This is a genomic window from Devosia crocina (assembly GCF_900116545.1).
Lineage (GTDB): Bacteria > Pseudomonadota > Alphaproteobacteria > Rhizobiales > Devosiaceae > Devosia > Devosia crocina.
Map to the genome: position 1 here is coordinate 310,472 of NZ_FPCK01000003.1, position 26,560 is coordinate 337,031.

Annotated in this window: 28 protein-coding genes; 14 read left to right on the top strand and 14 right to left on the bottom strand. The window is 61.8% G+C overall.

What is annotated here, in order from left to right; all coding sequences use genetic code 11:
* Positions 1-151: 151 nt before the first annotated feature.
* Genes BM364_RS14665 through BM364_RS14675 form a run of 3 tightly spaced genes read left to right on the top strand, consistent with a single transcriptional unit; the run spans position 152 to position 3,125 of the window.
* A complete protein-coding gene (locus tag BM364_RS14665) occupies positions 152-2,146 on the top strand; it encodes a pilus assembly protein TadG-related protein (RefSeq protein WP_092425860.1) in 1,995 nt (664 codons plus the stop codon).
* Entirely contained in the window at positions 2,143-2,709 is a 567-nt protein-coding gene (locus BM364_RS14670) for a TadE/TadG family type IV pilus assembly protein (protein WP_092425862.1), read from the top strand. The genes BM364_RS14665 and BM364_RS14670 overlap by 4 nt, the downstream gene beginning before the upstream one ends.
* On the top strand, positions 2,706-3,125 hold the full coding sequence (locus tag BM364_RS14675; protein ID WP_092425864.1) for a TadE/TadG family type IV pilus assembly protein: 420 nt from the start codon (positions 2,706-2,708) through the stop codon (positions 3,123-3,125). The genes BM364_RS14670 and BM364_RS14675 overlap by 4 nt, the downstream gene beginning before the upstream one ends.
* Here the strand turns inward: BM364_RS14675 and BM364_RS14680 are convergent.
* Positions 3,118-3,882, bottom strand: coding sequence for a FadR/GntR family transcriptional regulator (locus BM364_RS14680; RefSeq protein WP_092425865.1), 765 nt, complete (start codon positions 3,880-3,882; stop codon positions 3,118-3,120). The genes BM364_RS14675 and BM364_RS14680 overlap by 8 nt on opposite strands.
* 147 nt (positions 3,883-4,029) lie before the next feature.
* On the opposite strand from BM364_RS14680, the gene BM364_RS14685 reads away from it, so the two are divergent.
* Positions 4,030-5,421 (top strand): M20/M25/M40 family metallo-hydrolase, encoded by a 1,392-nt coding sequence (locus BM364_RS14685; protein ID WP_092426375.1) that lies wholly within the window; start codon positions 4,030-4,032, stop codon positions 5,419-5,421.
* Positions 5,422-5,554: 133 nt separating this feature from the next.
* On the opposite strand, the gene BM364_RS14690 is transcribed toward BM364_RS14685, so the two are convergent.
* Complete coding sequence (locus BM364_RS14690; protein ID WP_092425867.1) at positions 5,555-5,917, bottom strand: DUF1304 domain-containing protein; 363 nt, start codon at positions 5,915-5,917, stop codon at positions 5,555-5,557.
* Between the two features lie 21 nt (positions 5,918-5,938).
* The gene (gene deoD / locus BM364_RS14695; RefSeq protein ID WP_092425869.1) at positions 5,939-6,649 is read right to left on the bottom strand and encodes a purine-nucleoside phosphorylase; all 711 of its coding nucleotides are present in this window, start codon (positions 6,647-6,649) and stop codon (positions 5,939-5,941) included.
* Between the two features lie 125 nt (positions 6,650-6,774).
* Here deoD and BM364_RS14700 point away from each other — a divergent pair, with 125 nt between their 5' ends.
* The 3 genes from BM364_RS14700 to BM364_RS14710 all read left to right on the top strand — a co-directional run bounded on the left by BM364_RS14700 (position 6,775) and on the right by BM364_RS14710 (position 8,598).
* Positions 6,775-7,254 (top strand): SRPBCC family protein, encoded by a 480-nt coding sequence (locus BM364_RS14700; protein WP_139232599.1) that lies wholly within the window; start codon positions 6,775-6,777, stop codon positions 7,252-7,254.
* Between the two features lie 89 nt (positions 7,255-7,343).
* Positions 7,344-8,297: an N-acetyl-gamma-glutamyl-phosphate reductase gene (gene argC / locus BM364_RS14705; protein ID WP_092425872.1), complete on the top strand. Its 954-nt coding sequence runs from the start codon at positions 7,344-7,346 to the stop codon at positions 8,295-8,297.
* A 10-nt stretch (positions 8,298-8,307) separates the two neighbouring features.
* Positions 8,308-8,598 carry a GNAT family N-acetyltransferase gene (locus tag BM364_RS14710; RefSeq protein WP_092425873.1) on the top strand — a complete coding sequence of 97 codons (291 nt, stop codon included), beginning with the start codon at positions 8,308-8,310 and terminating at the stop codon, positions 8,596-8,598.
* Positions 8,599-8,896: 298 nt separating this feature from the next.
* Here BM364_RS14710 and BM364_RS14715 read toward each other — a convergent pair whose 3' ends face one another.
* The 5 genes from BM364_RS14715 to ccmA all read right to left on the bottom strand — a co-directional run bounded on the left by BM364_RS14715 (position 8,897) and on the right by ccmA (position 11,724).
* Positions 8,897-9,430 (bottom strand): DsbE family thiol:disulfide interchange protein, encoded by a 534-nt coding sequence (locus BM364_RS14715; RefSeq protein WP_092425875.1) that lies wholly within the window; start codon positions 9,428-9,430, stop codon positions 8,897-8,899.
* Positions 9,427-9,591: a heme exporter protein CcmD gene (gene ccmD / locus BM364_RS14720; RefSeq protein WP_092425876.1), complete on the bottom strand. Its 165-nt coding sequence runs from the start codon at positions 9,589-9,591 to the stop codon at positions 9,427-9,429. Before ccmD ends, BM364_RS14715 begins: the two co-directional genes overlap by 4 nt.
* Entirely contained in the window at positions 9,588-10,325 is a 738-nt protein-coding gene (locus tag BM364_RS14725) for a heme ABC transporter permease (RefSeq protein WP_092426377.1), read from the bottom strand. The genes ccmD and BM364_RS14725 overlap by 4 nt, the downstream gene beginning before the upstream one ends.
* A 110-nt stretch (positions 10,326-10,435) precedes the next feature.
* Entirely contained in the window at positions 10,436-11,101 is a 666-nt protein-coding gene (gene ccmB, locus BM364_RS14730; RefSeq protein WP_092425878.1) for a heme exporter protein CcmB, read from the bottom strand.
* Positions 11,098-11,724 (bottom strand): heme ABC exporter ATP-binding protein CcmA, encoded by a 627-nt coding sequence (ccmA, locus tag BM364_RS14735; protein WP_092425880.1) that lies wholly within the window; start codon positions 11,722-11,724, stop codon positions 11,098-11,100. Before ccmA ends, ccmB begins: the two co-directional genes overlap by 4 nt.
* 155 nt (positions 11,725-11,879) lie before the next feature.
* Between ccmA and acnA the strand changes: the two genes are divergently transcribed.
* The 3 genes from acnA (at position 11,880) to BM364_RS14750 (ending at position 16,383) form a co-directional block, all read left to right on the top strand.
* Positions 11,880-14,633, top strand: a complete 2,754-nt coding sequence (acnA, locus tag BM364_RS14740) for an aconitate hydratase AcnA (RefSeq protein ID WP_092425882.1) — start codon at positions 11,880-11,882, stop codon at positions 14,631-14,633.
* Positions 14,634-14,845: 212 nt separating this feature from the next.
* Entirely contained in the window at positions 14,846-15,583 is a 738-nt protein-coding gene (locus BM364_RS14745) for a DUF1223 domain-containing protein (protein WP_092425884.1), read from the top strand.
* Between the two features lie 413 nt (positions 15,584-15,996).
* Positions 15,997-16,383, top strand: a complete 387-nt coding sequence (locus BM364_RS14750; protein ID WP_425284900.1) for a DUF2794 domain-containing protein — start codon at positions 15,997-15,999, stop codon at positions 16,381-16,383.
* Positions 16,384-16,437: 54 nt separating this feature from the next.
* Here BM364_RS14750 and BM364_RS18890 read toward each other — a convergent pair whose 3' ends face one another.
* From BM364_RS18890 to BM364_RS14765, 3 genes are all read right to left on the bottom strand, one after another.
* The gene (locus BM364_RS18890; RefSeq protein ID WP_092425886.1) at positions 16,438-16,560 is read right to left on the bottom strand and encodes an AAA family ATPase; all 123 of its coding nucleotides are present in this window, start codon (positions 16,558-16,560) and stop codon (positions 16,438-16,440) included.
* 9 nt (positions 16,561-16,569) lie between these two features.
* A complete protein-coding gene (locus tag BM364_RS14760) occupies positions 16,570-17,067 on the bottom strand; it encodes a GNAT family N-acetyltransferase (protein ID WP_092425887.1) in 498 nt (165 codons plus the stop codon).
* A 97-nt stretch (positions 17,068-17,164) separates the two neighbouring features.
* A complete protein-coding gene (locus BM364_RS14765) occupies positions 17,165-17,890 on the bottom strand; it encodes a Bax inhibitor-1/YccA family protein (protein ID WP_092425889.1) in 726 nt (241 codons plus the stop codon).
* Between the two features lie 201 nt (positions 17,891-18,091).
* Here BM364_RS14765 and thpR point away from each other — a divergent pair, with 201 nt between their 5' ends.
* From thpR to BM364_RS14785, 4 genes are all read left to right on the top strand, one after another.
* Complete coding sequence (gene thpR / locus BM364_RS14770; RefSeq protein ID WP_092425890.1) at positions 18,092-18,631, top strand: RNA 2',3'-cyclic phosphodiesterase; 540 nt, start codon at positions 18,092-18,094, stop codon at positions 18,629-18,631.
* A 223-nt stretch (positions 18,632-18,854) separates the two neighbouring features.
* Positions 18,855-19,367, top strand: coding sequence for an invasion associated locus B family protein (locus BM364_RS14775; protein ID WP_139232600.1), 513 nt, complete (start codon positions 18,855-18,857; stop codon positions 19,365-19,367).
* A gap of 85 nt (positions 19,368-19,452) precedes the next feature.
* Positions 19,453-19,959, top strand: a complete 507-nt coding sequence (locus BM364_RS14780; RefSeq protein ID WP_092425893.1) for an invasion associated locus B family protein — start codon at positions 19,453-19,455, stop codon at positions 19,957-19,959.
* A 196-nt stretch (positions 19,960-20,155) separates the two neighbouring features.
* Positions 20,156-22,270, top strand: coding sequence for a sodium-translocating pyrophosphatase (locus BM364_RS14785; RefSeq protein ID WP_092425895.1), 2,115 nt, complete (start codon positions 20,156-20,158; stop codon positions 22,268-22,270).
* A 195-nt stretch (positions 22,271-22,465) separates the two neighbouring features.
* Here the strand turns inward: BM364_RS14785 and BM364_RS14790 are convergent, their stop codons facing one another.
* From BM364_RS14790 to BM364_RS14800, 3 genes are all read right to left on the bottom strand, one after another.
* Complete coding sequence (locus BM364_RS14790; protein WP_092425897.1) at positions 22,466-24,580, bottom strand: EAL domain-containing protein; 2,115 nt, start codon at positions 24,578-24,580, stop codon at positions 22,466-22,468.
* 92 nt (positions 24,581-24,672) lie between these two features.
* Entirely contained in the window at positions 24,673-25,302 is a 630-nt protein-coding gene (locus BM364_RS14795; RefSeq protein WP_092425898.1) for a phosphotransferase-like protein, read from the bottom strand.
* A complete protein-coding gene (locus BM364_RS14800; RefSeq protein WP_092425900.1) occupies positions 25,302-26,525 on the bottom strand; it encodes an argininosuccinate synthase in 1,224 nt (407 codons plus the stop codon). Before BM364_RS14800 ends, BM364_RS14795 begins: the two co-directional genes overlap by 1 nt.
* Positions 26,526-26,560 lie beyond the last annotated feature (35 nt).

A 26,560-nucleotide genomic window follows, 5' to 3' on the forward strand; every position in this document is an offset into this window, starting at 1 on the left:
TTGCTGACAACCATAAGGCTAAAATTGCCTGTGATCCTCTAAGTATTAACCCAGATCAGTTCATTCACAAGCGCTGGAGAAACTTTTCGTGCACACAGTATCGGTGCTGCCGCGCAGTCGGCTCATCGTATCTGTCAGCCGCGGTTGGTGAATGGCGCTTGAATTCAAGGGTATCGGGCAAGGTGTTGCACGTCGGCTGAGGACGCATTGGAAGCACTTCAGCCGGGATGAAGCGGGCAATTTCGTGCTGCTTGCAGCCTTGGTCCTGCCGGTTCTGATCGGCAGCAGCGCGCTGGCTATCGAATATGGCATGGGGCTTGTCACGCGATCGCAAAATCAGCGGGTCGCCGACATGTCGGCCTTTGCCGGCGCCCTGCGCTATACCGGCGATAGGTCGGAAACGGCCATGACCGATGCCGCCCTGCAGATTGCAGCACTCAACGGGATCGAGCCAGACAAGGTCACGGTCAGCCTCGTGCCCTCTCCGCGCGGGGAGGGCGAAGCGGTGCAGGTCGATATCCATGCCGCGCAACCTATTCTGCTCGGCACTATCCTGGGCGCCGACAATACGCTCGAAATCAAAACCAAGGCCTTTGCCGCCCTCGGGTCGGAAGGGGAAGGCGCCTGTATCATCGCGCTTGATGGAAGACAGTCGGGCGTCGTCCTCTCCGGTGGAACCAGCCTTTCGGCCAGCACCTGCTCGGTCGCTTCCAATGCCAGCGTGCAGGTACCGTGCGGCACCAGCATCATCGCCGAGGCCGTTTACTACGACACGGCGCCACCCAACCAGGGCTGCAGCGGCATCCGCTCTCCAGATAACGGCCCGGGTAAGATCAGCAAACAAGCGACTCCCGATCCCTTGTCGGGGCACGCAGGCATAGCGGCAGCCACGGGCCGCATGAGTGCGGTCGCGACCTTGCCGAATATCGTCCTTCCTCCCACGAGCGGCGGACCCGATATTACGTTCGGCTACAATGTCCAGGCCGAGGTTGCGGCCAAGGTTGCACAGGCCGGCTGCGCACTAGGCACGACCCCGGCCTATTCGGGCGAGTGGATCGTCAATTGCCCGGCAACCGGCACTCAAAAGTTCGGAACCATCCGCGTCACCGGCAAAAGCCTTGCCTTCAACGTCAGCGGGCAGCCCGGCAAGCGCTACGAGTTTTCCGGTGGGATCGTGGTGGAGAGCGGCGCCAAGGCCAGCTTTCCTCCTGGCACCTATGTCGTAGCCAAGGGCATTTCTGCATCCGGAGGTTCGACAGTCAGCTTCGGTGCCGGCACCTTCATGATCGGTCCCAATGCATTTCCCTGCTCGTGGGACTCCAGCAATCACAGCATCTGTTCGGCGGCGAACCTTTCCTTTGCCGGCCCGAGCACCTTCGTGCTGGCTTCAGGCTTTTATACCGGTGGTGGAGCGCGTCTTGTTTTGGGCGCAGGAGACGACAACCTTTTCGATCTCGGCCGTGCTGCCAGCGGCAATTCGGTCATGCTTGGCGGAGGCGCCTATACCGTCATGGGCGATGCCATCCGCCGCCCTGAAGCTTTCCGACTGCGGGGGCACTTTAACGGCGGCGGAGGCGGCAGTTGCACCGTGGTGAGCGCGGCCCCCCAGCACGACATCGATGGCAGCGTCATGCTTTCGGGCGGAGTCATCCTGGGCGCGGGTGTCTATACGGTCAATGGCTCGCTCCTGCTCGGCTCAACGGGCGGGGGCGGCGCCAGTTGCCAAGGCCGGACCGTGAGCGTTGAAGCTATCGATGTGACCATCACCGTTTCGGGGAAAACCGGGGTTGCTTCCGGCAATTGCGCGGGAACCGCGTTCTGCGTTTCTGCCGGCTATTCCAATGTGGTCTTCCGGGCCCCGACAAGTGGCCCCACCAAGGGAATGGCGGTTCTGGGTCCGGCTGATGGCCGCACGGCCGGCGCTTCGCTGGTGGCCGGTGCCAGCAATGCCCGCATCTCAGGCGCGTTTTATTTTCCCACAGGACCGATCGTCATGGGCGGTGGCTCGAGCCTGGGCGGAGGCGGTGGAGATTGCCTGCAATTGATCGGCTCACGCATCGCCCTTTCCGGCGGCGCCAACGCTGCCTCCAATTGTCTCGAGGGAGGCCCAGGTGGGACCAACAAGAAGGTGTCCCTCATCCAATGAACCACATTAGCGGGAAACGAACTGGGCGCTTCGTGCGCGACGAGCGCGGCGTTTCAGCCCTCGAATTCGCGCTTGTCGCTCCCATCATCTTCGCGCTTTTGGCTGTCGTGGTAGATTTCGGCATGCTGGTGCAGACCCGCGCAAATATGGAAACCGCGCTCTCCTCGGCCATGTCGTTCGGCCTGGCACGAGGGCAGGATGTGGACGCGGCAGAGGCAGCCGGCTACGCCGCCAGTCTTGCCGATATCGCCTCCACCCAATTGGGCGAGGACACCGCACTCAATGTGACGCTCAACCGCAGCTTCATCACGACGCGTGGCCGGGGCTCCGCTGGCCAGACCGGCTCGGCCAATGCGGTCAGTCTCTGCTATTGTCCAGAGCGGAAACCAAGCGGCATCGATTGGGGCACGAGCCGGATCTGCACTGCGCCCTGCCCGAACGGAGGCCATGCTGGGCTTTTCCTCGCCATCAAGGCTGCCCGGCCCTATCGGCCGCTCTTTCTGGATTATGGCCTCGTCTCGGACGGGCAGATCGTGATCGAAACACTGGCCGGGCTGCGATGACCGGTTTTTGGCGCAATCGCGACGGAGCCAGCATCGTGGAGTTCGCGCTCCTGATCGGGCCATTCATGCTGGTGCTGTTCGGGGTGGTCGAGATCAGTCGCGCACTCTGGACGCGCCAGGCGCTTCAGGACATCGCCACCGCCACGGCGCGATGCGTTGGCGTGCTACAGGCCGAGTGCGCCGATGACGACGGCTTCAGCCGCGCGCGCACGGAGACATTCATTGCCGGGGCGGCCAGTGGGCGCGCGGTGCGAATGGACGCAGGGGCAACAGACATCGGAAGGGGGGTGGCATGCGACGGGCTCTCGGACGCCGTAGCCGTTAGCCTGCGCGCCCACTTCGATTCGGTTTTCCCCTTTGCCCAGGCGCTCGATTTTCACGTCCGCGCCTGTTTTCTCGATTGGTCTGCTATCTGATTTCCATTCGCCCCGCCGCCCGGGCGAAACCTTCGGCGATGGCGATGCGCATGGCTTCTCGCGCGCGGGCCGGGTCGCGCTCGGAAATAGCTGCGGCAATATTGCGGTGCACCAGCACGGTTTGCACCAGCGCTTCGGGTTCGTTGACCGGGGAGGAAATGGTGAATGCGGCGGTCAGTGCCATTTCCACAAGCGCGCTGATCGAGGCCATGAAGGGATTGCCGGATGCACCGGCCACGGCCTTGTGGAACTCCAAATCATGCCGGGCGAAATCCTCCGGGGTTTGCGCCGCTTCCATCCGGTCGACTGCGTCGAGAAGGGCCTGAGCCTCTTCGTCCGTACGCCGTTCGGCCGCAAGCGCTGCCGCCTCGATCTCGATGCCGATGCGCACCTCGGCCAGTGCCTGCAAGAAGGTGACATCAGGCCCGAGCTCGAAATGCCAGGCGAGCACGTCGGCGTCAAAGAGGTTCCAGCGATTGCGCGGCAGGACACGGGTGCCGATGCGCGCGCGCGCCTCGATCAGGCCCTTGGCCGCCAGCGTCTTCAAAGCCTCGCGCAGCACCGTGCGGGATACACGGAACTGATCCAGCAGATCCGTATCCGGTGGCAGGATGGTGCCTTCCTCATACTGACCTGAGACGATGGCGAAGCCGAGGTCCCACAGCACATCCGAATGCAGGTTCCGCGCCAGGTTGCGGCCCGAAAGGGCGGCGATAAGGTCGCCGGAATGACGCGCCCGGCCGCCAGATCGATCCATGCTGAGGCACTCCCCGCGTCACTTGCTCGGGCGACCTAAGCACAGGCGCATAAGTATGACAATATTGCTGTGGGCGCAGGCTGGACAGCGCCGCCCGCCCTCGCCATGGTGCGCACAACCGATTTCCTTCACCCTGCGGATGCCGCCATGACCGAAAAAGTCCAACTCGAAGCCGTTCTTGCCCAGGTCGATGCCGGGCTCGACCAAAGTCTTGAGCGGCTGTTCGAGCTGTTGCGCATCAAGTCGATTTCCACAGATCCTGCCTTCGCTCCCGAATGCCGGAAGGCTGCGGATTGGCTGGCGCGCGAACTGACCGATCTTGGCTTTGCCGCGACCGCCCGACCGACGCCGGGCCACCCAGTGGTCGTTGCTCATGGTCCAGACCAGGCTGGTCCTCATGTGCTTTTTTATGCCCATTACGACGTTCAGCCGGTCGATCCGCTGAACCTTTGGAATTCCGACCCGTTCGATCCGCAGATCCGCGAAGATGCTGCGGGCCGGAAAATCATCGTAGCGCGCGGCGCTTCGGACGATAAGGGTCAGATGATGACCTTTATCGAGGCCTGCCGCGCCTATAAGGCGGTGACCGGCAGCCTTCCCGTCCGCGTGTCGCTGATGCTCGAAGGCGAGGAGGAATCCGGTGGCAAGAACCTTCCGCCCTTCATGCGCGAGAATGCCGAGGAGCTCAAAGCCGACATCGCGCTCGTTTGCGACACCGACATGTGGGATCGGGAAACCCCCTCCATCACCACCATGCTCCGCGGCCTTGTGGCCGATGAAGTGGTCGTGACCGCTGCCGACAAGGATCTGCATTCGGGCATGTTCGGTAACGCGGCGCGCAATCCCAACCAGGTGATCGCCGAGATCATTGCGAGCCTGCGCGCGCCAGACGGGTCCGTGACCCTGCCTGGCTTTTACGATGACGTGGCTGAAATCTCGCCCGAGCTCAAGGCCCAGTGGCAGGGTCTGGGGTTCAGCGAAGAGGCGTTTCTCGGCGGGGTCGGCCTGTCGGTGCCGGCGGGCGAACAGAACCGCTCGATCCTCGAAATGCTTTGGGCGCGCCCGACCTGCGAAATCAACGGCATGAGCGGAGGCTATACCGGAGACGGGTTCAAGACCGTCATCCCCTCACAAGCCTCGGCCAAGATCTCGTTCCGCCTCGTTTCAGGCATGGACCCGCAAAAGATCCGCGCCGCCTTCCGCGCCCATGTCGAAAAGATGATCCCGGCCGATTGCTCTGTTGAATTCATCCCCCATGGCGGCTCGCCCGCGATCACCGTGCCGGCAGACGGAGCGTTTCTCCAGAAGGCATTGGCGGGTCTTTCGGCCGAGTGGGGAAAGGAAGCCGTAATCACCGGTTCGGGTGGATCGATTCCGGTCGCGGGCGACTTCAAGTCGATCCTCGGCCTCGACACGCTGCTTATTGGTTTTGCCCAGGTCGACGATCAGATCCACAGCCCCAACGAGAAGTATGATCTCCAAAGCTTTCACCGCGGCATCCGCTCCTGGGTGCATGTGCTGGCAGCTTTGGGAGAGTAGGCTGTTCATCGCCATTACTCACGTCGTTATTGCCCGGCTTGTCCGGGCTATCCAGTCTTGAGGGGCATAGACCACCGGGAGGAGCCCGGCGGTGACGGTGGGGAAGGGTTGAGGGCCGCCGACAGCAGCGCGTTCAGGCAAAAACCAGCGCGATGATCGCCAGCACGGCAGGCAGGGCCTGGATGAATAGGATTTTCCGGCTGGCCGTTGCGGCGCCGTAGATTCCGGCGACCGCGACGCAAGCGAGGAAAAACAGCTTGATCTGCCACGCGAAAGCCGGATCAGGGTGAACCAGACCCCAGACGAGGCCGGCCACGAGGAAACCGTTGTAGAGCCCCTGATTGGCGGCCAGCACCTTGGTCTCACGCGCAAATTCGGGCGTGAGACCAAAGGCTTTCTGTCCGCGCGAGCTGGTCCACCAGACCATTTCGAGGAGAACGATATAGACGTGAATGAGGGCGACGAGCCCGGTCAGAACATTGGCCACCAGCATCATGGCTGCGCCCCCCCCTAGAAATCAGGCGTCCACCGCCACATCGAGCGCCAGTTCCACCATGTCCGTGAGCGAGGTCTGGCGCGCCTCGGCGTCGATTTCCTCGTGGGTGATGAGGCAGTCGGTCATGGTGCAGATGGTCAGCGCCTTGACCCCGAACCGCGCCGCCAGCGTATAGAGCACAGCGGCTTCCATTTCGACGCCGATCACGCCGTGATCGGGCAGCTTGTCATATCCGGCAAACCCATCGGCGTGATAAAAGATGTCCGAGGACAGCATATTGCCGGCGTGGAACCGCAGCCCCCTGGAGTCGGCCTTGTCCGCTGCCGCGCGCAAAAGTCCGAAATCGGCGATAGGGGAGAAATTGAAGGCTCCGAACCGTCCCTTGACGATGGAGCTGTCGGTCGAGGCGGCCTGGGCCAGGATCACATCGCGCACCTTGACCTTGGTGTTGAGACCGCCGCAGGTGCCGACCCGGATCAGCGATTTGACGCCATAGGTGTTGATCAGCTCGTGCACATAGATGGCGAGCGAGGGCTGGCCCATGCCGCTAGCCTGCACCGAAACCGGCTTGCCCTTCCAGGCGCCGGTATAGCCGAGGCAATTGCGTACCGAATTGACGAGCCGGGGCGCCTCGAGAAAAGTTTCGGCGATCCATTTGGCGCGCAGCGGGTCCCCCGGCAGCAGCACCGCTTCGGCATAATCGCCAGGCTTTGCATGATTGTGCGGGGTCATGAGCGCTCCTCGTTCTGCCTTATCGTGCCGAGCTTTGCCAGCCGGCACGGCACTTGACAATCCTTTGCCGGGGGAACGCGGTGTTCGGGCGCCGCATTGTGCTTGCAAAGAACAAGGAGGCAGCCATGTCCGACAAGATCGAAGCCAAGGTGACCCACCGTTTCCGCGCCAGCCCCGAGCGGGTCTTCGATGCCTTTGTCGATCCCGCCTTCACCCGGCGCTGGCATTCGGCCTGGCTGCGCCGCAATGGTCTCGCCGGTATCCTGACGCGCACCGAGATCGATCCGCAGGTGGGCGGCGCCTTTATGCTGGCCGATGATCGCGACGGCCAGGAAGCGCGGCACTGGGGCAGGTTCACCGAACTCGAGCGGCCTACCAAGATCGGCTTCACCTTCATCGTAGACGAAAGCGAGGAGGAGGAACCGGGCACCGTGACCATGATCATCGAACCCGAACCCAATGGACCGGGCAGTATCGTGACGCTCTACAACACCATGGATGCGCAATGGGAAGAATGGCTGGCTCAGACCGAGCGGGGCTGGATTGCCCTCCTCAATGGTCTTGAGGACGTCATCGAGCGGCGCGACATTCCCGCGCCGGTGTGAGTGGCCTCCGGCGGCACGCCATAGATTGCTTGACGCCACATCCTGCTCGCCCCATCTACTCGTTTCCATCAGGAACAGCGGAGACAGACATGGTCGCCAAGATTTTCATCGACGGAGAAGCCGGAACTACGGGGCTGCAGATCCGTGAGCGCCTGGCTGGCCGCCGCGACCTCGAAGTGCTCTCCATCGCGCCGGAAAAGCGCAAGGATCAGGACGAACGCAAGCGTCTGCTTAACGCTGCCGATGTCGCTATCCTTTGCCTGCCCGACGACGCTGCCAAGGAAAGCGTCCGTCTGATCGAGAACGATACGACTCGCGTAATCGACGCCTCGACCGCGTTTCGGGTCGATCCGGACTGGGCTTACGGCTTTAGCGAAATGGAAAAGGGCCAGAGCGAAAAAATTGCCAAGGCCCGCTTTGTCGCCAATCCCGGCTGCTGGCCACAGGGGCTGATCGCTGGCCTGCGCCCGCTGATTGCGGCAGGTCTCGTGCCCGCTGATTTTCCGGTGATCTATCACGGCATTTCCGGCTATTCCGGTGGTGGCCGCCAGATGATCGAGGACTATGTCGCCGAGGGCAGCAAGGCGAGCCAGTTCATGCCCTATGGACTGACGTTCCAGCACAAGCACGTGCCGGAAATGACGCTTTATACCGGGCTGACGCGCGAGCCGCTGTTCGAACCCGTTGTCGGCAACTTTGCGCAAGGCATGACGACGGCGCTGCCGCTGCAACTGGGTACGCTCGACAAGGTGCCGACCGGAGCCGAAATCCACGCCGCGATCGCCGACCATTTCGCCGCCATTCCCGACAGCTTCGTCAGGGTGGCGCCTTATGACCCTGCTCTGGGCAAGACCCCGGCGCTCGATCCACAGGCCCATAACGGAACCAATACCTTGACGCTCCACGTCTTTGCCAATGACGCACGCGCCCAAGCGGTCGTTGCTGCCGTCTACGATAATCTCGGCAAGGGCGCATCGGGCGCCGCGGTGCAGAACCTCAATCTGATGCTCGGCGTTTCCGCGGCCGAGAGCCTTGCCGCCTAAGGAGGCCGCCATGAGCGACTATACGATCCGCCGTGAAGAAGGCCCCACACGGGGCCGCTATGTCATCGATCTCGCGCCCGGCGCCGAGGCCGAGATGACCTATAGCAAGGATGGGAACGGGCCCATGGTCATCACCCATACCGGCGTGCCCCCCGCGTTCGAAGGGCGTGGCATAGCCGCCCGCCTCGTTAACGCCGCCATAGCTGATGCACGCGACCAGGGGTTCAAGATCACCCCGGTCTGCTCATATGTGGTCGCACAATTCCGCCGGCACCCGGAATGGTCGGATCTGTTGGGTTAGACGGGGTTCTATGACGATATAGGACCGCTTCCGGGTGATGTGATCCTGCTTGACCCGCTCCCGCCCCAGCTTCGCTATGAGGCTGTCCACCCTCTCCTCAAGAGAGAGCAACAGGCACAGCGTCTGTTCAGGCGCGGGCTGTTTTTCTCCCGCTTTGGGAGAAGGTGACGGCAGGTTCCGGATTCGCCACGGTGAGTTCTGTTCGGGTCAGAGACAGCATTCGCTCTCTATGGCGCCATAGCATCTCTCCATAGCACGCACTTAGCCGAACCTAGACCGATATTCGGCCCGTGCTGTGCTAGAGACCTGCGCGCTCAAGGGCGGGAAGCAGTTGCGTTGCGATCGCCGCTTCAGTGAGTGGTCCGACATGCTTGAAGATGATGGTGCCCGATCGGTCGACCACAAAGGTTTCCGGCACGCCATAGACGCCCCAATCGATCGAAACGCGCCGGTCCCGGTCGGCTCCTATGGCGTCATAGGGATTGCCGAGTTCGGCAAGAAACGCCCGAGCGTTCTCTGGAACGTCCGAATGGTTGATGCCGAAGAGCCGTACCCCGGTGTCCGCCTTGAGCCGTTCGAGCAGCGGATGTTCGTCGCGGCACGGAATGCACCATGAGGCGAAGACATTGACCACCGTCGGCGCGCCGGAAAGCGATGCGGTGGCAAATCCCGGCACATCGAGCCCCTCAACGGCGGCCAGGGTGAAATCGGGCGCCGGCCGGTCGATCAGAACGGAGCGCACGAGGCTTGGATCACGGTCTATGGTGAGGGCAAAGACCGCAACAAGGCCGGCAAGCAGAACAAGCGGCACGGCGAAAAGCAGTTTTTTCATGGGTTGGCGTTGTCCGCTCGCCGTGTGTCGCCCAGCTCTTCCAGCCGCCGCGTGGTGCGCCGGGCAGCAACGACGGTCCAGCTGATCACCAGAGCCAGGGTCACAAAGACCCCGGCATAGGCGGCGAGGATGAACTCGGCATGATCCCCCAGCGCAATCATCGGCTTTCTCCCCGCGCCGCGCGGCGTTCGAGGGTGGTCACCCGTCGCCGACGGACTTCGGTATGCATGCCAACAAGCTGCAGCACCGCGAATAACAGCGTGAAGGCAAAGAACATCACGAAAAGGGGCGTGAGGATTTCCGGCGGCATGGTTGGTCCATCAGCGCGGAAAACGCTCGCCGGCTGGTGCAGCGTCGACCACCAATCGACCGAAAACTTGATGATGGGAATATTAACGGCGCCAACAAGGGTGAAAACGGCCACAACCCGCGCGGCGCGCAGCTGATCGTCGAACGCACGCCAAAGCGCGATAATGCCGAAATAGATAAACAGCAGTACGAGCGTCGAGGTCATCCGCCCGTCCCATTCCCAGAACGTGCCCCAGGTCGGACGCCCCCAAAGCGCGCCGGTAAAGAGCGCCATGGCGGTGAATGTCGCACCAAGCGGCGCGGCCGCCTTCATGGACACATCGGCCATGGGATGGCGCCAGATCAGCGTGCCGAGGGCCGAGGCAGCCATGGTGGCGTAAACGAACTGGCTCAGCCAGGCGCTGGGCACGTGCACATACATGATGCGCACCGTGTCCCCCATATACTTCTCGGCGGGCGAGACGAAGAAGGCGAAATAAAGCCCGGCAAGAAACAGCACCAGCGACAACCCAGCCAAAGGCCAGACTAAAGGGCGGGTCCACTGGACGAACTGACCCGGATGGGCCAGCCGGTTCCAAAAAGTCATTTTTTGAACGGCGTCCGTCGCCATGGGCAGAATAGACCTCATCCTGAGCCGTGGAAGGGGGCAGGCCCTCCCTTCTGATCGCTGGCATGCCGCGATGGGGCAAGCGCTCTCTAATCTTCCCCCCAGTCTATCGCAAGCGCGGCAGCGAAGGGAGAGAGCGTGGCAACAGTGAGACTGAGTGCCGCAAGCAACAAGGCGGCGACCTGCGCCTGGTCAGCCCCGCCGCTCGGCGATATGGCGCCCACACCGAAGATCAGCACAGGGACCGAAAGCGGCGCGATCAGGATCGGCGCGAGCAACCCGCCGCGCCGCGTGGCTACGGTTAGAGCGGCCCCGATGGCTCCGAAACCAGCCAGGGCGGGCGTCCCCAAGAGCAGCGACAGGAGGGTGCGCCAGAACGTTTCTGCGTCCATGGCGAGGAGCAGCGCCAAGGCGGGCGAAGCAAGGATCAGCGGCAAGGCCGCCGTCAGCCAATGAGCAATCACTTTTGCGGCAACAATGGCCGCAAGCGGCAGATCGGCCAGGCGGTAGAGCGCCAGCGTACCGTCGTCCCGGTCCGGGCCGAAAAGCTTCTCAAGCCCGAGCAACATGGCAAGAAATGCCGCGATCCAGATTACACCCGGCGCGATGCGCGACAGAAGTGCCTTGTCCGGCCCCACTGCAAACGGCACCACCGCCCCGACAATGACAAAGAACAGAACCAGCGTCAGCATCTCTCCGCCGCCGCGAAGACTAAGCCGCAACTCGCGCTTGAGCATCGCGGCGAAGGCGCTCATCGGGCAGCGCCCAGCGTCAGCACCGGCAAGCCGGGAACTGCGATCGGATCATGCGAGGCGATCACCGCCATTCCGCCCTGGCCCAGATGCTCGCGCACAAGTTCGCCGAGCAGAACCTGCCCTTCGGCATCGAGGGCGGAGCTGGGCTCGTCGAGCAGCCAGACAGGACGCGCCGAGACCAGAAGGCGGGCGAGCACCAGGCGCCGCTGCTGGCCCGCCGAAAGATAGGCGGCATCGAGCCGGGCCTGGCGCACGAGCCCCACGCGCTCGAGCGCGGCATCGACCGGCACGGCCGGGTTGCCATTGAGAGTGCGCCAGAAGCCAAGGGTTTCGCGCGCCGTCAATCGGGGCCGCACCGCGTTGCGATGGCCGCAATGGTGGAACGCAGGCCCCTCCTCCTCATTATGTCCTTGAAGAACAACCGATCCGGAAAGCGGCGGCAAGAGGCCGGCAAGGGTCAGCAACAGGGTCGATTTGCCGGCTCCGTTGGGTCCGCGCAGCAACAATCCGGTGCCGGCCGGGACGGAAAGATCGATGGCTTGAGCCAAGGGCATGTCGCCCCGGCCAACGGCAAGCGCGGCGGTCTCGAGACGGAGTAAAGAATGCACTTGCCCGGGCGTCATGACCCCATCTCGTATTGAAGCCTGGGCAAGACTGGCAAGCGATTTTCTATGTGATTATATCTTGCCTAGATTAGACTCATTCCAGCAAGGCGCGGTTCCCCGAAGGCCCCACTGCACTCGGAAGCCCGCCAACAGCAGCAAAAGGGCGGAGCAAAGTGGCCTCTAAAGACAGCTTCAAGTCAAAGTCGACCCTGACGGTCGGCGGCAAGACCTATACCTATTTCTCCATTCTTGAAGCCGAGAAGAACGGGCTCCCCGGCGTTTCCAAACTGCCCGGCTCGATGAAGGTCGTGCTGGAAAACCTGCTGCGTTTCGAGGACGACCGCACGGTCAAGAAGGCCGATATCGAGGCGATCGCCGCCTGGCTCGTATCGCGCACGAGCGAATACGAAATCCAGTATCGCCCCGCCCGCGTGCTGATGCAGGATTTCACCGGTGTCCCCGCCGTGGTCGACCTTGCCGCCATGCGCGATGCCACAGCCAAACTCGGTGCCGATCCGCAAAAGATCAATCCGCTCGTGCCTGTCGATCTCGTGATCGATCACTCGGTGATGGTCGACAGCTTCGGCACGCCCCTTGCCTTCCAGCAGAATGTCGAACTCGAATATGCCCGCAATGGCGAGCGCTACGAATTCCTGCGCTGGGGCCAGTCGGCCTTCGACAATTTCCGCGTCGTTCCCCCCGGTACCGGCATCTGCCACCAGGTGAACCTCGAATATCTGGCCCAGACTGTCTGGACCAAGGACGAGGATGGGGAGACCATTGCCTATCCCGATACGCTCGTGGGCACTGATTCGCACACCACTATGGTCAATGGTCTTGCCGTTCTCGGCTGGGGCGTCGGTGGCATCGAGGCCGAGGCTGCCATGCTGGGTCAGCCCATCACCATGCTGATCCCCGAAGTCGTCGGCTTCAAGCTGACGGGCAAGATCAACGAAGGCATCACCGCTACCGATCTTGTGCTGACCGTCACCGAAATGCTGCGCAAGAAGGGCGTGGTCGGCAAGTTCGTCGAGTTCTACGGCCCCGGCCTTGATGATCTCAGCCTCGAAGACCAGGCCACCATCGCCAATATGGCGCCCGAGTATGGCGCCACCTGCGGCTATTTCCCGGTTGATGCCGATACGCTGAAATTCCTCTCGACCACGGGCCGCGATCCCGAGCGCGTGGCACTGGTTGAAGCCTATTCCAAGGCCCAGGGCATGTTCCGCACCACGGACACGCCCGATCCGGTCTTTACGTCGACTCTCGAGCTTGATCTCTCGACCGTCGTGCCTTCGCTTTCCGGCCCCAAGCGCCCACAAGACCGCGTGGCACTTCGCGATGTGACCCGCGCCTTCGACGCGGCGCTGCCCGAATTGAGCGGTGGCCGCATCGAGCGCACCCGCCTGCCCCAGGACAAGCAGGAAAGCCGCTATGTCGATGAAGGGGCAACCGGGGTCGACGATATTCCCGAAGAAGCCATGTACCCGGTCAAGGACGCGGACTACTCCATCACCGATGGCTCGGTGGTGATCGCCGCCATTACCTCGTGCACCAATACGTCCAATCCGTCTGTGCTGGTGGCCGCCGGTCTCGTTGCCCGCAAGGCGCGTGCCCTCGGGCTCGATTCCAAGCCCTGGGTCAAGACCTCGCTCGCTCCCGGGTCGCAGGTGGTGACCGACTACCTGACCGCCTCGGGTCTGCAGGAAGATCTCGATGCCATCGGCTTCAACCTCGTCGGCTATGGCTGCACCACCTGTATCGGCAATTCCGGCCCCCTGCCCCAAGCGATCTCCGACACGATCAACGAGAACAAGCTCGTTGCCGCCTCTGTCCTCTCGGGCAATCGCAATTTCGAGGGCCGCGTGAACCCCGATGTGCGCGCCAATTACCTTGCCTCGCCCCCGCTGGTCGTCGCCTATGCCCTCCTTGGCACGCTCAATGTCGATATCACCACCGAGCCGCTCGGTACGGGCAAGGATGGCCAGCCGGTCTACCTGAAGGATATCTGGCCCACCAATCACGAGATCGCCGAGATCGTACGCGAGCACGTCAATGCCGACATGTTCCGGGCCCGCTATTCGGACGTCTTCAAGGGCGACGAGCTCTGGCAGGGCATCGCGGTTGAAGGCGGGGAAACCTATGGCTGGAACAGCACGTCGACCTATGTGCAGAACCCGCCCTATTTCGAAGACCTGACCATGGAACCCAAGCCGGTGACCGATGTCGTGTCGGCCCGCGTGCTTGCCCTGTTCCTTGATTCGATCACGACCGACCACATCTCTCCGGCTGGTTCGTTCAAGTCGGGCACGCCGGCTGGCCAATATCTGATGGACCGTCAGGTCGCCCCCAAGGATTTCAACTCCTATGGCGCCCGACGCGGCAACCATGAAGTCATGATGCGCGGCACCTTCGCCAATATCCGCATCAAGAACATGATGCTCGATGGCGTCGAGGGCGGTTTCACTCGCGGCCCCGATGGGTCGCAGATGCCGATCTACGACGCAGCCATGGCCTACCAGGCCCAAAACACGCCGCTTGTCATCTTTGCCGGCAAGGAATATGGCACCGGCTCCTCGCGCGATTGGGCAGCCAAGGGCACGAACCTCCTTGGCGTGAAGGCGGTCATCGCACAAAGCTTCGAGCGCATCCACCGCTCCAACCTGGTGGGCATGGGTGTTATTCCCCTCCAGTTCAAGGAGGGCGAAAGCTGGCAGAGCCTTGGTCTCGACGGCCGCGAAACGGTCGACATCACTGGTGTCGAAACCATCGTGCCGCGCGCCATCGTGCCGGTGAAAATCACCCGCGCCAGTGGGGAAAGCTTTACCATCGAGACGCGCTGCCGCATCGATACAGCCAACGAGCTCGACTATTTCCGCAGCGGCGGCATCCTCCACTACGTGCTGAGGAGCCTGGTGGCGGCTTAGCGCGCAAACATGAACGACGAATGGCGGCCTTCCAGGGGCCGCCATTTGAACCCCAGCGTGCACCATCCCCGTCGACCGGGCTTTTCATCGCCATAAGAGGTGCTGACCTCGGTTCGTGACCGTTCGGCTCATTCACCACATCGAGGCCATTCCCGCTCCTCTCACCCGCTTTTGACTGGCGAGTCCGGCGCTGGTCGGCTTACAACATCACCATGTTCAGCCGCCCCCTTTTCGCCTCAATTGCTGGCGCCGCTCTCCTCTTCGGCTTGTCCGCCGTGACATCGGCCGAAACGATTCATTTCGAGCCCAAGGCCGTGGTTGAATTGTTTACGAGCCAGGGCTGCGCCTCCTGTCCGCCTGCGGATGCCTTGCTGACCAGCCTGGCCGATAGCGAGGACGTGGTGGCTCTCGCCTACCATGTCGATTACTGGGACTATGTGGGCTGGAAGGATACCTTTGCGCACGAGGCCTATTCGGACCGGCAGCGGGCCTATGCCAAGAGCTGGGGCTCCTCGCGCATCTATACGCCGCAGATTGTGGTCAACGGCACCAGAGCGGTAGTGGGGTCCCGCCGCAACGAGGTGCAGGACGCAGTCGACAAGGCGCATCTGCCCCTGACCATGGACGTCGCGCTGACGGACACGATGCTCAAGGTTTCGGTGCCTGCCGATCCCTCCTTGTCAGACGCGGTGATCTGGCTCGTGACCTATGTGGACCGGGCCGATGTGAAGATCGACAGCGGCGAAAACGCCGGCAAGTCCATGGTCTATACTCAGGTGGTCACCGGCCGCCAGATGATGGGCATGTGGGAAAGCGACACCGGGGCGGAACTGAAACTCCCCTTGAGCGAAGTGCTCGCCACGCCCGGTGCTGGCCTTGCCGTGATCGTCCAGCAAGAGCGCTCCGGCCTGCCCGGCCTGATCCTGGCCGCGGCAGCCTACGAGCCCTAAGAGCGGTTCTCGCTAAAAACGCCCGATCTTGTCAGCCGCCAACATTGCAAGCTTATCGGTAATCCATCCTGCCGCTGCATGGACCACTCGGACGCGTCCGGTGGTAACGAAGAGGGATAGTCCACAACTGCCTCGCTAACGCAGAGCCAAGCCGACAAAAAACGCCTGCTCCGGGGGCATGGAGCAGGCGTGACTGACAGGTCAATTAGGAGGCTGACAACCGAACGTCATGGTTTGGGGGCTCGGTCGGTCCGGTTGCCAGCCGCTGGAGGCAATGGTTGGAAAGTGCCGGTGCAATAGGGCGTCAGAAGGGACGAATCGTGGCCGAAATTGGGTATTTCGCTGCCTCTTGCCAAGGGTGTGGAATGGGTCGATCATGACTGTCCGATGACAATTTCCCCAAGGGAGGTCGCGTGCAGGGTCGTCCACCAGCCGGTCAGCCGGCCAATCTTTCACTGGTTCATGCGGCGGAGACGCCCAGCCAGCCCTCCCGCCCCGTTCAGCCCATCGTCGCCTTTGACCGTCGCGAACTGATGCAGATCCTGGGCGTTTATGGCCGCAAGGTCGGCTCGGGCGAGTGGCGCGACTACGCCATGGATTTTCTGAAGGACCGCGCGCTGTTCTCCATCTATGCGCGTGTGTCCGAACGCCCGCTCTTTGTGGTCGAGAAGAACCCCAAGCTGCGGGCGCGCCAGGGTCAGTACATGATCACCAATCAGCAGGGCCGCATCCTCAAACGCGGCCACGACCTCGCCCAGGTGCTTCGCGTCCTCGACCCTGATCTGGCCGTGGTGGGATGAGCCTGCGCATCCGATATTTGGGCTAGCAATAAGTTCATAGCCGTATCCGCAGTATCAGAAAGTGATTAGCGCTGATCCCTTAGTTGCGGTCAGGCGGAGCGCTCCCGTTTCTTGTGCCGGCGCCTTGGCTCGCATTGTCTTGCCTGTGCCGGGCGGTCCGACCACCAGCGTGAGCATAGCTATTGGCTAAAGCGCTTTTTGCAAGTGCACGATGTCGTGCCAACGGTCGAATTTTAGCCCTACCGACTTGTAATATCCCACGCGCTCAAAGCCGAACTTTTCGTGGATGGCGATGGAATTGGCAGTATCGGCGGTGCACACGGCCAGCATCTGCTTGAAGCCATGCTGTTTCGATTGCTCGAGAAGCGCCGTCAGCATGGCCCTGCCAAGGCCCTTGCCGGTTGCAGCGGGATCGAGATAGATCGAATCCTCGCAGGTAAACCGATAGGCGGCGCGAGGACGGTAGAAGCTTGCATAGGCATAGCCCAGAACCTTATCGGTGCCCTCTGCGATGATCACCGGATGGCCCAGCTTCAGCAGCCCCGCATATTTTTCAGCGATCGCTTCCTCGCCCGGCGCTTCGGTATCGAAGGTGATGGCGGTGTTCTCGACATAGTGCCGGTAGATGGTGGTGATGGCGGGAACATCGGACCAGCGGAAGGGGCGGAGAGTAAATTCGGACATGACAGCGCACAAAGAAAAGGACCGCAGCCTTTGTAAGCTGCGGTCCGATTTCCCGTCCAACCAAATTCCTTGATTCTTACATCAAGGAACCTGTCGTCTATTCGCGATTGCCGAACAGGCGCAGCAGCATCATGAACAGGTTGATGAAGTCGAGGTAAAGCGAAAGCGCGCCCATGATGGCGTTCTTGGCCAGAACGTCGGCACCATAGGAAGCCGAATAGCTTTCCTTGATCTTCTGCGTGTCATAGGCAGTCAGGCCCGTGAAGATCAGCACGCCGACCACCGAGATGATGAAATCCATCATCGAGGACTGCATGAAGATATTCACGATCGAGGCGATGATGATGCCGATCAGGCCCATCATCAGGAAGTTGCCCATGCCGGTCAGGTCACGCTTGGTGGTGTAGCCGTAAAGGCTCATCGCGCCGAAAGTGGCGGCGGTGATAAAGAACACCTTGGCGATCGAGGCGCCGGTATAGACAAGGAAGATCGAGGAGAGCGACAGGCCCATCACGGCCGCGAAGGCCCAGAACACGGCCTGCGCCGCCCCGGTCGAGAGCTTGTTGATACCAAAGCTCAGCACCAGCACGAAGGCGAGCGGGGAGAGCATGATCACCCAGGCGAGCGGGCTTGCATAAAGCAGTTCGGCATTGGCCGGGCTCGACATGGCCCATTGGCTGGTGAAGTAGGCCACAAGGCCGGTTACCACTAGCCCGAGGCCCATGTAATTGTAGACGCGCAGCATGTAGCTGCGCAGGCCCTCGTCAATGGCCAAGGCCGAGCCGGCCCGCGCATTGAGGGTCTGACGGTCATATTCAGCCATTCAAATTCCCTTTCCCTTGGAAATAGGCGGCGTCTTCGCCGCCCGGGGCAATTGGCATTTGCCACTTGGCTGCAAATATGGAGTCGTGTCTGTTGATTTACAAGGCAAAACGGACCAGTGCGACATCGGGGACTGGTCCTTGCCCGCGTTTATGCTAGGATTCGGCCGACCAATCCTGCCGCACCCGACAGGGAGGACGCCATGCCCCGGCTTTTCACCGGCCTCGAAATTCCGGTCGACGCCGCCTTCAGCCTCTCGCTCAAGCGTGGCGGACTCACCGGCGCCCGCTGGATCGACCCGGAAAATTACCACATCACGCTGCGCTTTATCGGCGATGTCGACAACGGCATGGCCGACGAGATCGCCGACAATCTCGATTATCTCAGCCAGAGCCTGCGCTTTCCGGTGCGGCTGACCCATCTTGGCACCTTTGGCGGAGACAAGCCCCGCGCGCTTTACGCCGGGGTGGAACCGAGCGAGGCGCTGACCCGGCTCCAGGCTGCGCACGAGCGCATGCTGCAGCGCTCGGGCATGCCGGCAGAGGGACGCAAATTCGTGCCGCATGTGACCCTGGCGCGCCTTCGCGGCACATCGGCGGCCGATGTCGCCCGCTTTATCGCCGAAGCGGGGCGCTTCGAGCCGATCAGCTTTCCGGTGCCACGCTTTGTGCTCTATTCGAGCCGGGATTCGGTTGGGGGCGGGCCCTATGTGGTGGAACAGAGCTATCCCCTGCCCGCGTGAGCCCGGATCACGCAAGCGTTAGCCGCGCCTTAACCGAGATCGTTGAAAGCCACCATTCCGGGCGGCGTGATGCCAAATTGCCGCCGCCTTTGACCCGCAATTGAAGCGAATAACGCCTCAAACGAGCGGGGTTTGACGGCTTGGTAACCATGTTTGCGCATGCTGGGCGGACAGCGTCCCGCGGACAGTCAGCACAAAGAGGATGAAAGTGGCAAGAAACACGATGACCGGCAGCCTGGTACTTGGGCTCGCGGCAACTGCGATTATGGCCTTTGCGATCCCCGCCCAGGCGCAGCAGGCCACCCAGCTCGGCACCTTCAACGCCTGGACCGCCTGGCAGGCGACCGATGCCAGCGGCCAGATCTGCTATGTTTCCGCACAGCCCCAGAAGTCCGAGCCGGCCGGCGCCAATCGCGACCCGATCCATTTCATGATCATTCATCGCAAGGGCCTTGGCACCAAGAACGAGGTTCAGACCCTGATCGGCTATCCTTTCAACGCGACCGCGGCCAATGCCAGCGCAAGCGTCGATGGCAAGTCCTATCCCATGGTGACCGAAGGCTCGGCCGCCTGGCTGGCCTCGACCGGCGATGAAGCCGGTTTTGTTTCCGCCTTCAAGGCCGGCAGCCAAATGGTTGTGCGCGGCACCTCCCAGCGCGGCACCAACACCGTCGACACCTATTCGCTTTCCGGCGCCACTGCCGCCATGAACGCGATCGACGCGGCCTGCCAGTAGCCGGGATTTGCTCCCACCCCTTCGATAGACCATAAGAGGGCGACGGATCCGTTCCGTTGCCCTCCATCTGCCCCGAGCTCACAACATGACCCGTCCTCAAGCCTGCCTTCTTGCTCTTGCCCTGGCTGTTGCCGCTGTTAGCCCGGCTGCGGCGCAATCGGCGCGGGTCCTCGGGGATTTCCGCGACTGGTCGAGCTATGCCGCCGATGACGGTTCAGGCACCATCTGCTTTGCCATGACCCGCCCCAAGAGCACCGAACCCTCGAGTGCAGCCGGGTCCGACGCTTATGTCTATGTCACCAATCGTCCCGGAGAAGACGTAGTCAGCGAGTTCAATGTCGTGGCCGGCTACACTTTCCAGACAGGGTCCCTCGCTTCGGTCAGCGTCGGTGGTCAAAGCTTTGCGCTCTTTACTCAAGGGGACGCCGCCTGGCTCGACGATGCCGGCCAATCCGCCGCCCTCGCTGCCGCTATCCGCGCCGGCTCGACCCTGAGCGTCGAAGGCACCAATGCGACCGGCGCGCGTGTCGTCCAGTCCTATTCGCTGTCAGGCGCCACGGCTGCCCAGCAGGCGATTGGTGCCGAGTGCTGATACAGAGCACCTGAACCACCACCCGCGACAATCCGTCACACTTTCCAATTGCCTAACCGGCCAATCCGGATAATCTTCCCTTTGGGAGGAGGTCCGCCGGAGGGCGGTTGCGGACCGGACAGGGGGCGTTGCAGCTCCCCACAAGAGCTGGCCGGAAACCGGGGCGGGCCTCGAAACTTTTCGAGGAACGGTTTTCATGGATCTGGCACTTTGGCTGATCGTCGCCTGCGGCGGTTTGTCTATCGTTTATGGCGTGGTCACGACGCAGCAGCTTCTCGCCGCTGACGCTGGATCTGCGCGCATGCAGGAAATCTCCGCCGCCGTGCGCGAAGGCGCTTCGGCTTATCTCAAACGCCAATATACCACCATTGCCATTGTGGGCGCGGTGATCTTGGTTGCCGCCTGGCTGCTGCTCGGACCGCATGCGGCTGTCGGGTTCCTGATTGGTGCGGTGCTTTCGGGCGCCGCCGGTTTCATCGGTATGAATGTTTCGGTGCGCGCCAATGTGCGCGTCGCCCAGGCCGCCATATCCTCGCTCGGCAAAGGGCTCGATCTTGCCTTCAAGTCCGGCGCCGTGACGGGGCTGCTCGTCGCCGGCCTCGGTCTTCTCGGTGTGACGCTCTATTTCCTCGTCCTGACCTATATGGGCAATGCGCCCACGAGCCGCGTCGTCATCGATTCGCTCGTTGCGCTCTCCTTCGGTGCTTCGCTGATCTCCATCTTCGCCCGTCTCGGTGGCGGCATCTTCACCAAGGGTGCCGATGTCGGCGGCGATATGGTGGGCAAGGTCGAAGCTGGAATCCCCGAGGACGACCCGCGCAATCCCGCTACCATCGCCGACAATGTCGGTGACAATGTTGGCGATTGCGCCGGCATGGCGGCCGACCTCTTTGAAACCTATGTGGTGACCATTGTCGCGACCATGGTTTTGGCCTCGATCATCCTGCCCGAAGCGCTCAAGCTGACCGGCATGGTTCTGCCCATCGCCATCGGTGGGGCCTGCGTCATAACTTCTATCATCGGCACCTACTTCGTTAAGCTCGGGTCCGACAACAACATCATGGGTGCGCTCTATAAGGGTGTCATTGCCACCGGCGTTCTCTCCCTTGTCGCGCTCCTGCCGGTTCTCTGGCTGCTGTTCGGCGACATGAACCTGACCATCGAAACAGCGGGCAAGGTTTTTACCCCCTGGCAGCTTTTCTGGTGCGGCGTGACCGGCCTCGTCATCACCGGGCTGATCATCGTCATCACCGAATATTACACTGGCACCAACCGCCGCCCGGTCAACTCCATCGCCGAAGCCTCCGTCACCGGTCACGGCACCAATGTCATCCAGGGCCTTGCAGTCTCGCTGGAATCGACTGCCCTGCCCGCCCTGGTCATCATTGCCGGCATCATCGTCACTTATTCACTGGCCGGTCTTTTCGGTATCGCGGTGGCCGTTGCCACCATGCTGGCGCTCGCCGGCATTATCGTGGCGCTCGACGCTTTCGGCCCTGTTACCGACAATGCCGGCGGCATCGCCGAAATGGCTGGCCTCGATAAGGAAGTGCGGCACAATACCGACGCGCTCGATGCCGTTGGCAACACTACCAAGGCGGTCACCAAGGGCTATGCCATTGGTTCGGCCGGCCTTGGTGCCCTTGTGCTCTTTGCCGCCTATACCGAGGATCTCAAGCATTACTTCGCGGATTTGGCGGTCAGCTTTGACCTCGCCAACCCTTACGTTGTTGTCGGTCTCCTGTTCGGTGGGCTTCTGCCGTTCCTGTTCGGCGGCATGTCGATGACGGCGGTGGGCCGCGCGGCCCAATCCGTCGTTGTCGAGGTGCGGCGGCAATTCCGCGAAAAACCGGGCATCATGGCCGGCACCGACAAGCCCGATTACGGTCGCGCCGTCGACATGCTGACCAAGGCGGCCATCAGGGAGATGATCGTCCCGAGCTTGCTTCCCGTGCTCTCCCCGATCATCGTCTATGTCTCAATCCTCTATATCGCGGGCCAGGCTAACGCCTTTTCCGCGCTTGGCGCCATGCTCATGGGCGTGATCGTCACGGGTCTTTTCGTCGCTATCTCCATGACCGCAGGCGGCGGCGCTTGGGACAATGCCAAGAAAAGCTTCGAAGACGGGTTTACCGACAGCCACGGCATAAAACATTTCAAGGGCTCGGACGCCCACAAGGCCTCCGTTACCGGTGACACCGTGGGCGACCCCTACAAGGACACGGCCGGCCCGGCCGTCAATCCTATGATCAAGATCACCAATATCGTCGCCCTGCTGTTGCTCGCCGTGCTGGCCAATATGGGAGGTTGATAGCGCACGGGTTTCTCAGGGTCAGCCGATCCTCATGGCCTTCACGCCGTCACCACCCGGCTCGTCCGGGTGGTCCATGCGGCAGGACGAATTGTTCTGAATGGTCCGGTCGCGACGACGTACAATAAAGTGCGCAGTCTGGTTTTCACCGGAGGCGACGGGGATCGGCCGGTTGCACTGGGCTGGCAGCTGCCCTCAGGATGCTTCGGCCAGTGCCTCTTCGCACTGCAGCATGTCGTTCAATGCTGCGGCCGAGATCGGGGGCGAAAAAAGAAAGCCCTGAACTTCCGATACGCCCTGGGCACGAACGAGCGCGAGCTGGTCTTCGGTCTCCACTCCTTCGGCCGTGGTCGACATGCCGAGCGACTGGCCAAGCCCGATCACCGCGCGGATAATCGCCTGGCTGTCCGGACGGCTGATGAGATCACGCAAAAAGGACCGGTCGATCTTGATCTTGTCGAAGGGAAAAGAACGCAGATAGGAGAGCGAGGAATATCCGGTGCCGAAATCATCCATGGAAATGCGCACGCCCATGGCCCGCAAGTCATGGAGCGCCTTCAATGTGCTTTCGCTTTCACCCAGAAGCAGGCTTTCGGTGATCTCGAGTTCAAGCCGTCTGGGATCGAGCCGCGCATTGGCCAGCGCCCGGCGCACCTGGGTTACAAGATCCCGCTGCCGGAACTGAACCGGCGAAAGATTGACCGCAACCCGCACCCCATTGGGCCAGCTCGCCGCAGTCATGCAGGCCTGATTGAGCACCCATTGGCCGATCGCAGAGATCAGGCCGGTATCCTCGGCCACCGGAACGAACTCGGCCGGCGATATCGTGCGCCCCTCGAAATCCCAGCGCAACAGCGCTTCAACGCAAGTGACGCGATTCTCCGCCAGTCCCAGAAGCGGCTGGTACATCAGCCGAAATTCGTTGCGGCTGAGCGCCAGGCGCAAGCCGGCTTCGATCGAGCGGCGCTGCTGCAGCTCGGCATCCATCCCCGTTTCAAAGAAATGATAGGTCGACCGCCCCTCGCTTTTGGCCCGGTAAAGCGCCAGGTCCGCGTTCTTGACCAGCGTATCGGTGGTCGTGCCGTCGCCCGGTCCCACCGCAATGCCGACGCTGGCGCCGATCTCGATCTGCTGGCCCTTGATGTTCATGGGCGCGCACATGGACTTGATGATGCGGTCAGCCACCCGCGCGGCAGCCTCGGGGCTGTCGATCGGGCGCAGCAGCAACGCAAATTCGTCCCCGCCCAGCCGTGCCAGGAGATCGCTTTCCCGCGTCGTGCCCCAAAGCCGCACAGCTGCCTGCTTGATGACCTCGTCCCCGATCGAATGGCCGAGCGTGTCGTTGACCGCCTTGAAATGATCCAGGTCGATATACAGCACTGCAGCCATTTCGCCTCGGTGCAGCCCCGCCTCCGTGCCGGCCATCTGCTCCAGGAACTCGATACGATTGGGCAGGTCGGTCAGCGCATCGTGCCGGGCAAGGTGATGGATCCGCGCCTCGTTCTGGCGCTGCTCGGTGATATCCTCGTGGGTCGAGACCCAGCCCCCATCCTTCATCGGATGGTGCTGCATCATGATGATGCGATTGTTCAATTCGTGGATGGTCTTGCCATATTCGCGCTTGGCGATCACCTCACGTCGCCAGGTGATATAATCTTCGCGCGTATTGCCAGCGCTCATGCCCATATCGAAGAGATGCCCCAAAATGTCTTCGAGCTGGGTGCCTGGCCGCAGATACTCGCTGGGCAGGTTATAGATCCGGGCATAGGGCTCGTTGCAGATCACGAGCCGTCCCTTGGCGTCCATCATGCAAAGGCCGATGGAAATGTTGTTCACGGCCGCATCGAGCCGGATATTTTGCCGCTCAAGTTCGAGCTTGCGCTTCTGCACCGTTTCCGAGCGCTGGATCTCGTCGGTGACATCCTCATGCGTCACCACCCAGCCTAGCTGGTCCGAATAGACATGGGCGGTTTCCACGATCCGCCCGCCATAAACCACTTCCTGGTTTTTCGAGCGCGCGCCGCTGCGGTTGTTGAGCAGCTCGCTTGAATAGTGTTCGTAGAATTGCTCGGGCGTGTGCTCGGGATGGTTGCCCAGCTTGTGCGAGAGATGCACCACATCTTCCAGCGTCATCCCCTTGTGGATGGCATCCGCCGAAAATCCGTAGAAATCGCGATAATGCTTGTTCCACATGACGAGGCGGAACTGCGGAGACCAGACACAAAACCCATAGGGGATGTTCTCGAGCGCCGCGTCGAGCAGCAGCGCGTCGGCGACTTCCCCAGTCGTGCCGGCGTCCATCTCCCCCATCAAACCCTCTGTCGCCTCCCCAAATGACGCTTTTATGAAGCTAAGTGCGGGCTGATTAACGCGGGCTTAAATCAATCAGGCGTCAGAGGAAATCATTGCTTTCTGCAAAGTGCTGGCTGGCCTGGAGGGTTGTCGAGCAGCACCTCGATTGCGGCCGCTCCCGCCTCCGGAGAAAGCGCGCCCATATCGAGGCGCAGGTCATAGGTTTTGCCTGCGTGAACAGCGGACTGCCAGTGCAGAACAGGCGGCGGCGCCTCGCTGCCACTAAGGTAGAAGCCGCCGCGCGGATCGGCATTGCGACGCCGCATGATCTCATCGATCGCGCAATCGATCCCGACGATCAGCGCCCCGGCTGGGCCCAACATTTTCGCCGCCATGTCAAAAATGCCGAGCGGTTCGGAATAATGCTCGTGCAGCCCGAGATCGGCGACAACATCGAAGCCAGCTTGGGAATGAGCGATGATCGATCCGAACAAAAGCCGGTAAAGCGCCGCGACGACCGGCTCTAGATCGGGCCGCTCGCCCCCGGGGCGCAGGCCGATGCCGGGCATGAGCGCTGGGGGAAGTGTCGCTGCGACTGCATCGACGCCGAGATTGATCCAGCGTCCCGGGATCCTGACCTGGATGGCGTGGGCAAGACTGGACTTGCCCGAGCGCGGTGCTCCGTTAAGAAGGAGAATGCGACCGGGCGAGCCTGAAAGATCCGCCCGGTCCGCTGACATCAGGAGCGGGCCTTATTGTTGCGCGCAGCCCAGGTCTTGAGGCGCAGGCCATTGAGACGAATGAAACCGGCGGCGTCCTTGTGATCATAGGCCACCGCACCTTCTTCGAAGGTCACAAGGTCCATGGAATAGAGCGAATGCGGAGAGGACCGCGCGATGACGCTTGCCGAGCCCTTGAACAGTTTTACGCTCACTTCGCCCGTCACGTAGTCCTGGCTCTTGTCGATCAGCGCCTGAAGCATCTCGCGCTCAGGTGAGAACCAGAAGCCGTTATAGATCAGCTCGGCATATTTGGGCATCAGCTCATCCTTGAGATGGGCTTCACCGCGATCGAGCGTGATCGATTCGATGCCGCGATGCGCCACGAGCAGGATGGTGCCGCCCGGCGTTTCATAAAGGCCGCGCGACTTCATGCCGACAAACCGGTTCTCGACGAGATCGAGGCGGCCAACCCCATGCTTGCCGCCGAGCTCATTGAGCTTGGTCAGCAACGCAGCCGGCGAAAGCTTTTCGCCATTGATCGAGATCGGATCGCCCTTTTCGTAGCCGATGGTGATGATCTCGGCTTCGTCTGGCGCTTTTTCCGGGTCGGTGGTGCGCTGTGGCACATAATCAGGGAAAGGCACCGCGGGGTCTTCCAAAACCATGCCCTCGGACGAAGTATGCAGAAGATTGGCATCGACCGAGAACGGCGCCTCGCCGCGCTTGTCCTTGGCGATCGGAATCTGATTGCGCTCGGCATAGTCGAGCAGCTGGGTGCGGCTGCGAAGGTCCCATTCGCGCCAGGGCGCGATAACCTTGATGGATGGATCGAGTGCATTGGCGGTCAGTTCGAACCGGACCTGGTCATTGCCCTTGCCGGTCGCGCCATGGGAAATGGCATCAGCGCCGGTTTCCTGGGCGATTTCGACGAGACGCTTGGCGATCAGCGGCCGGGCAATGGAGGTACCGAGCAGGTACTGGCCCTCATAGACCGTATTGGCGCGGAACATGGGAAACACGAAATCCCGCACGAATTCCTCGCGCAGATCCTCGATGCGAATGTCCTTGATGCCGAACATCTCGGCCTTTTTGCGCGCCGGTTCGAGCTCCTCGCCCTGGCCGAGATCGGCGGTGAAGGTCACCACCTCGCAATCATAGGTTTCCTGCAGCCATTTGAGGATGATCGATGTGTCGAGGCCGCCCGAATAGGCCAGCACGACTTTCTTTACTTCATTTGCCATTGTCGCATCTCGGTAGGGGTGGCCGAAGCGGCCCG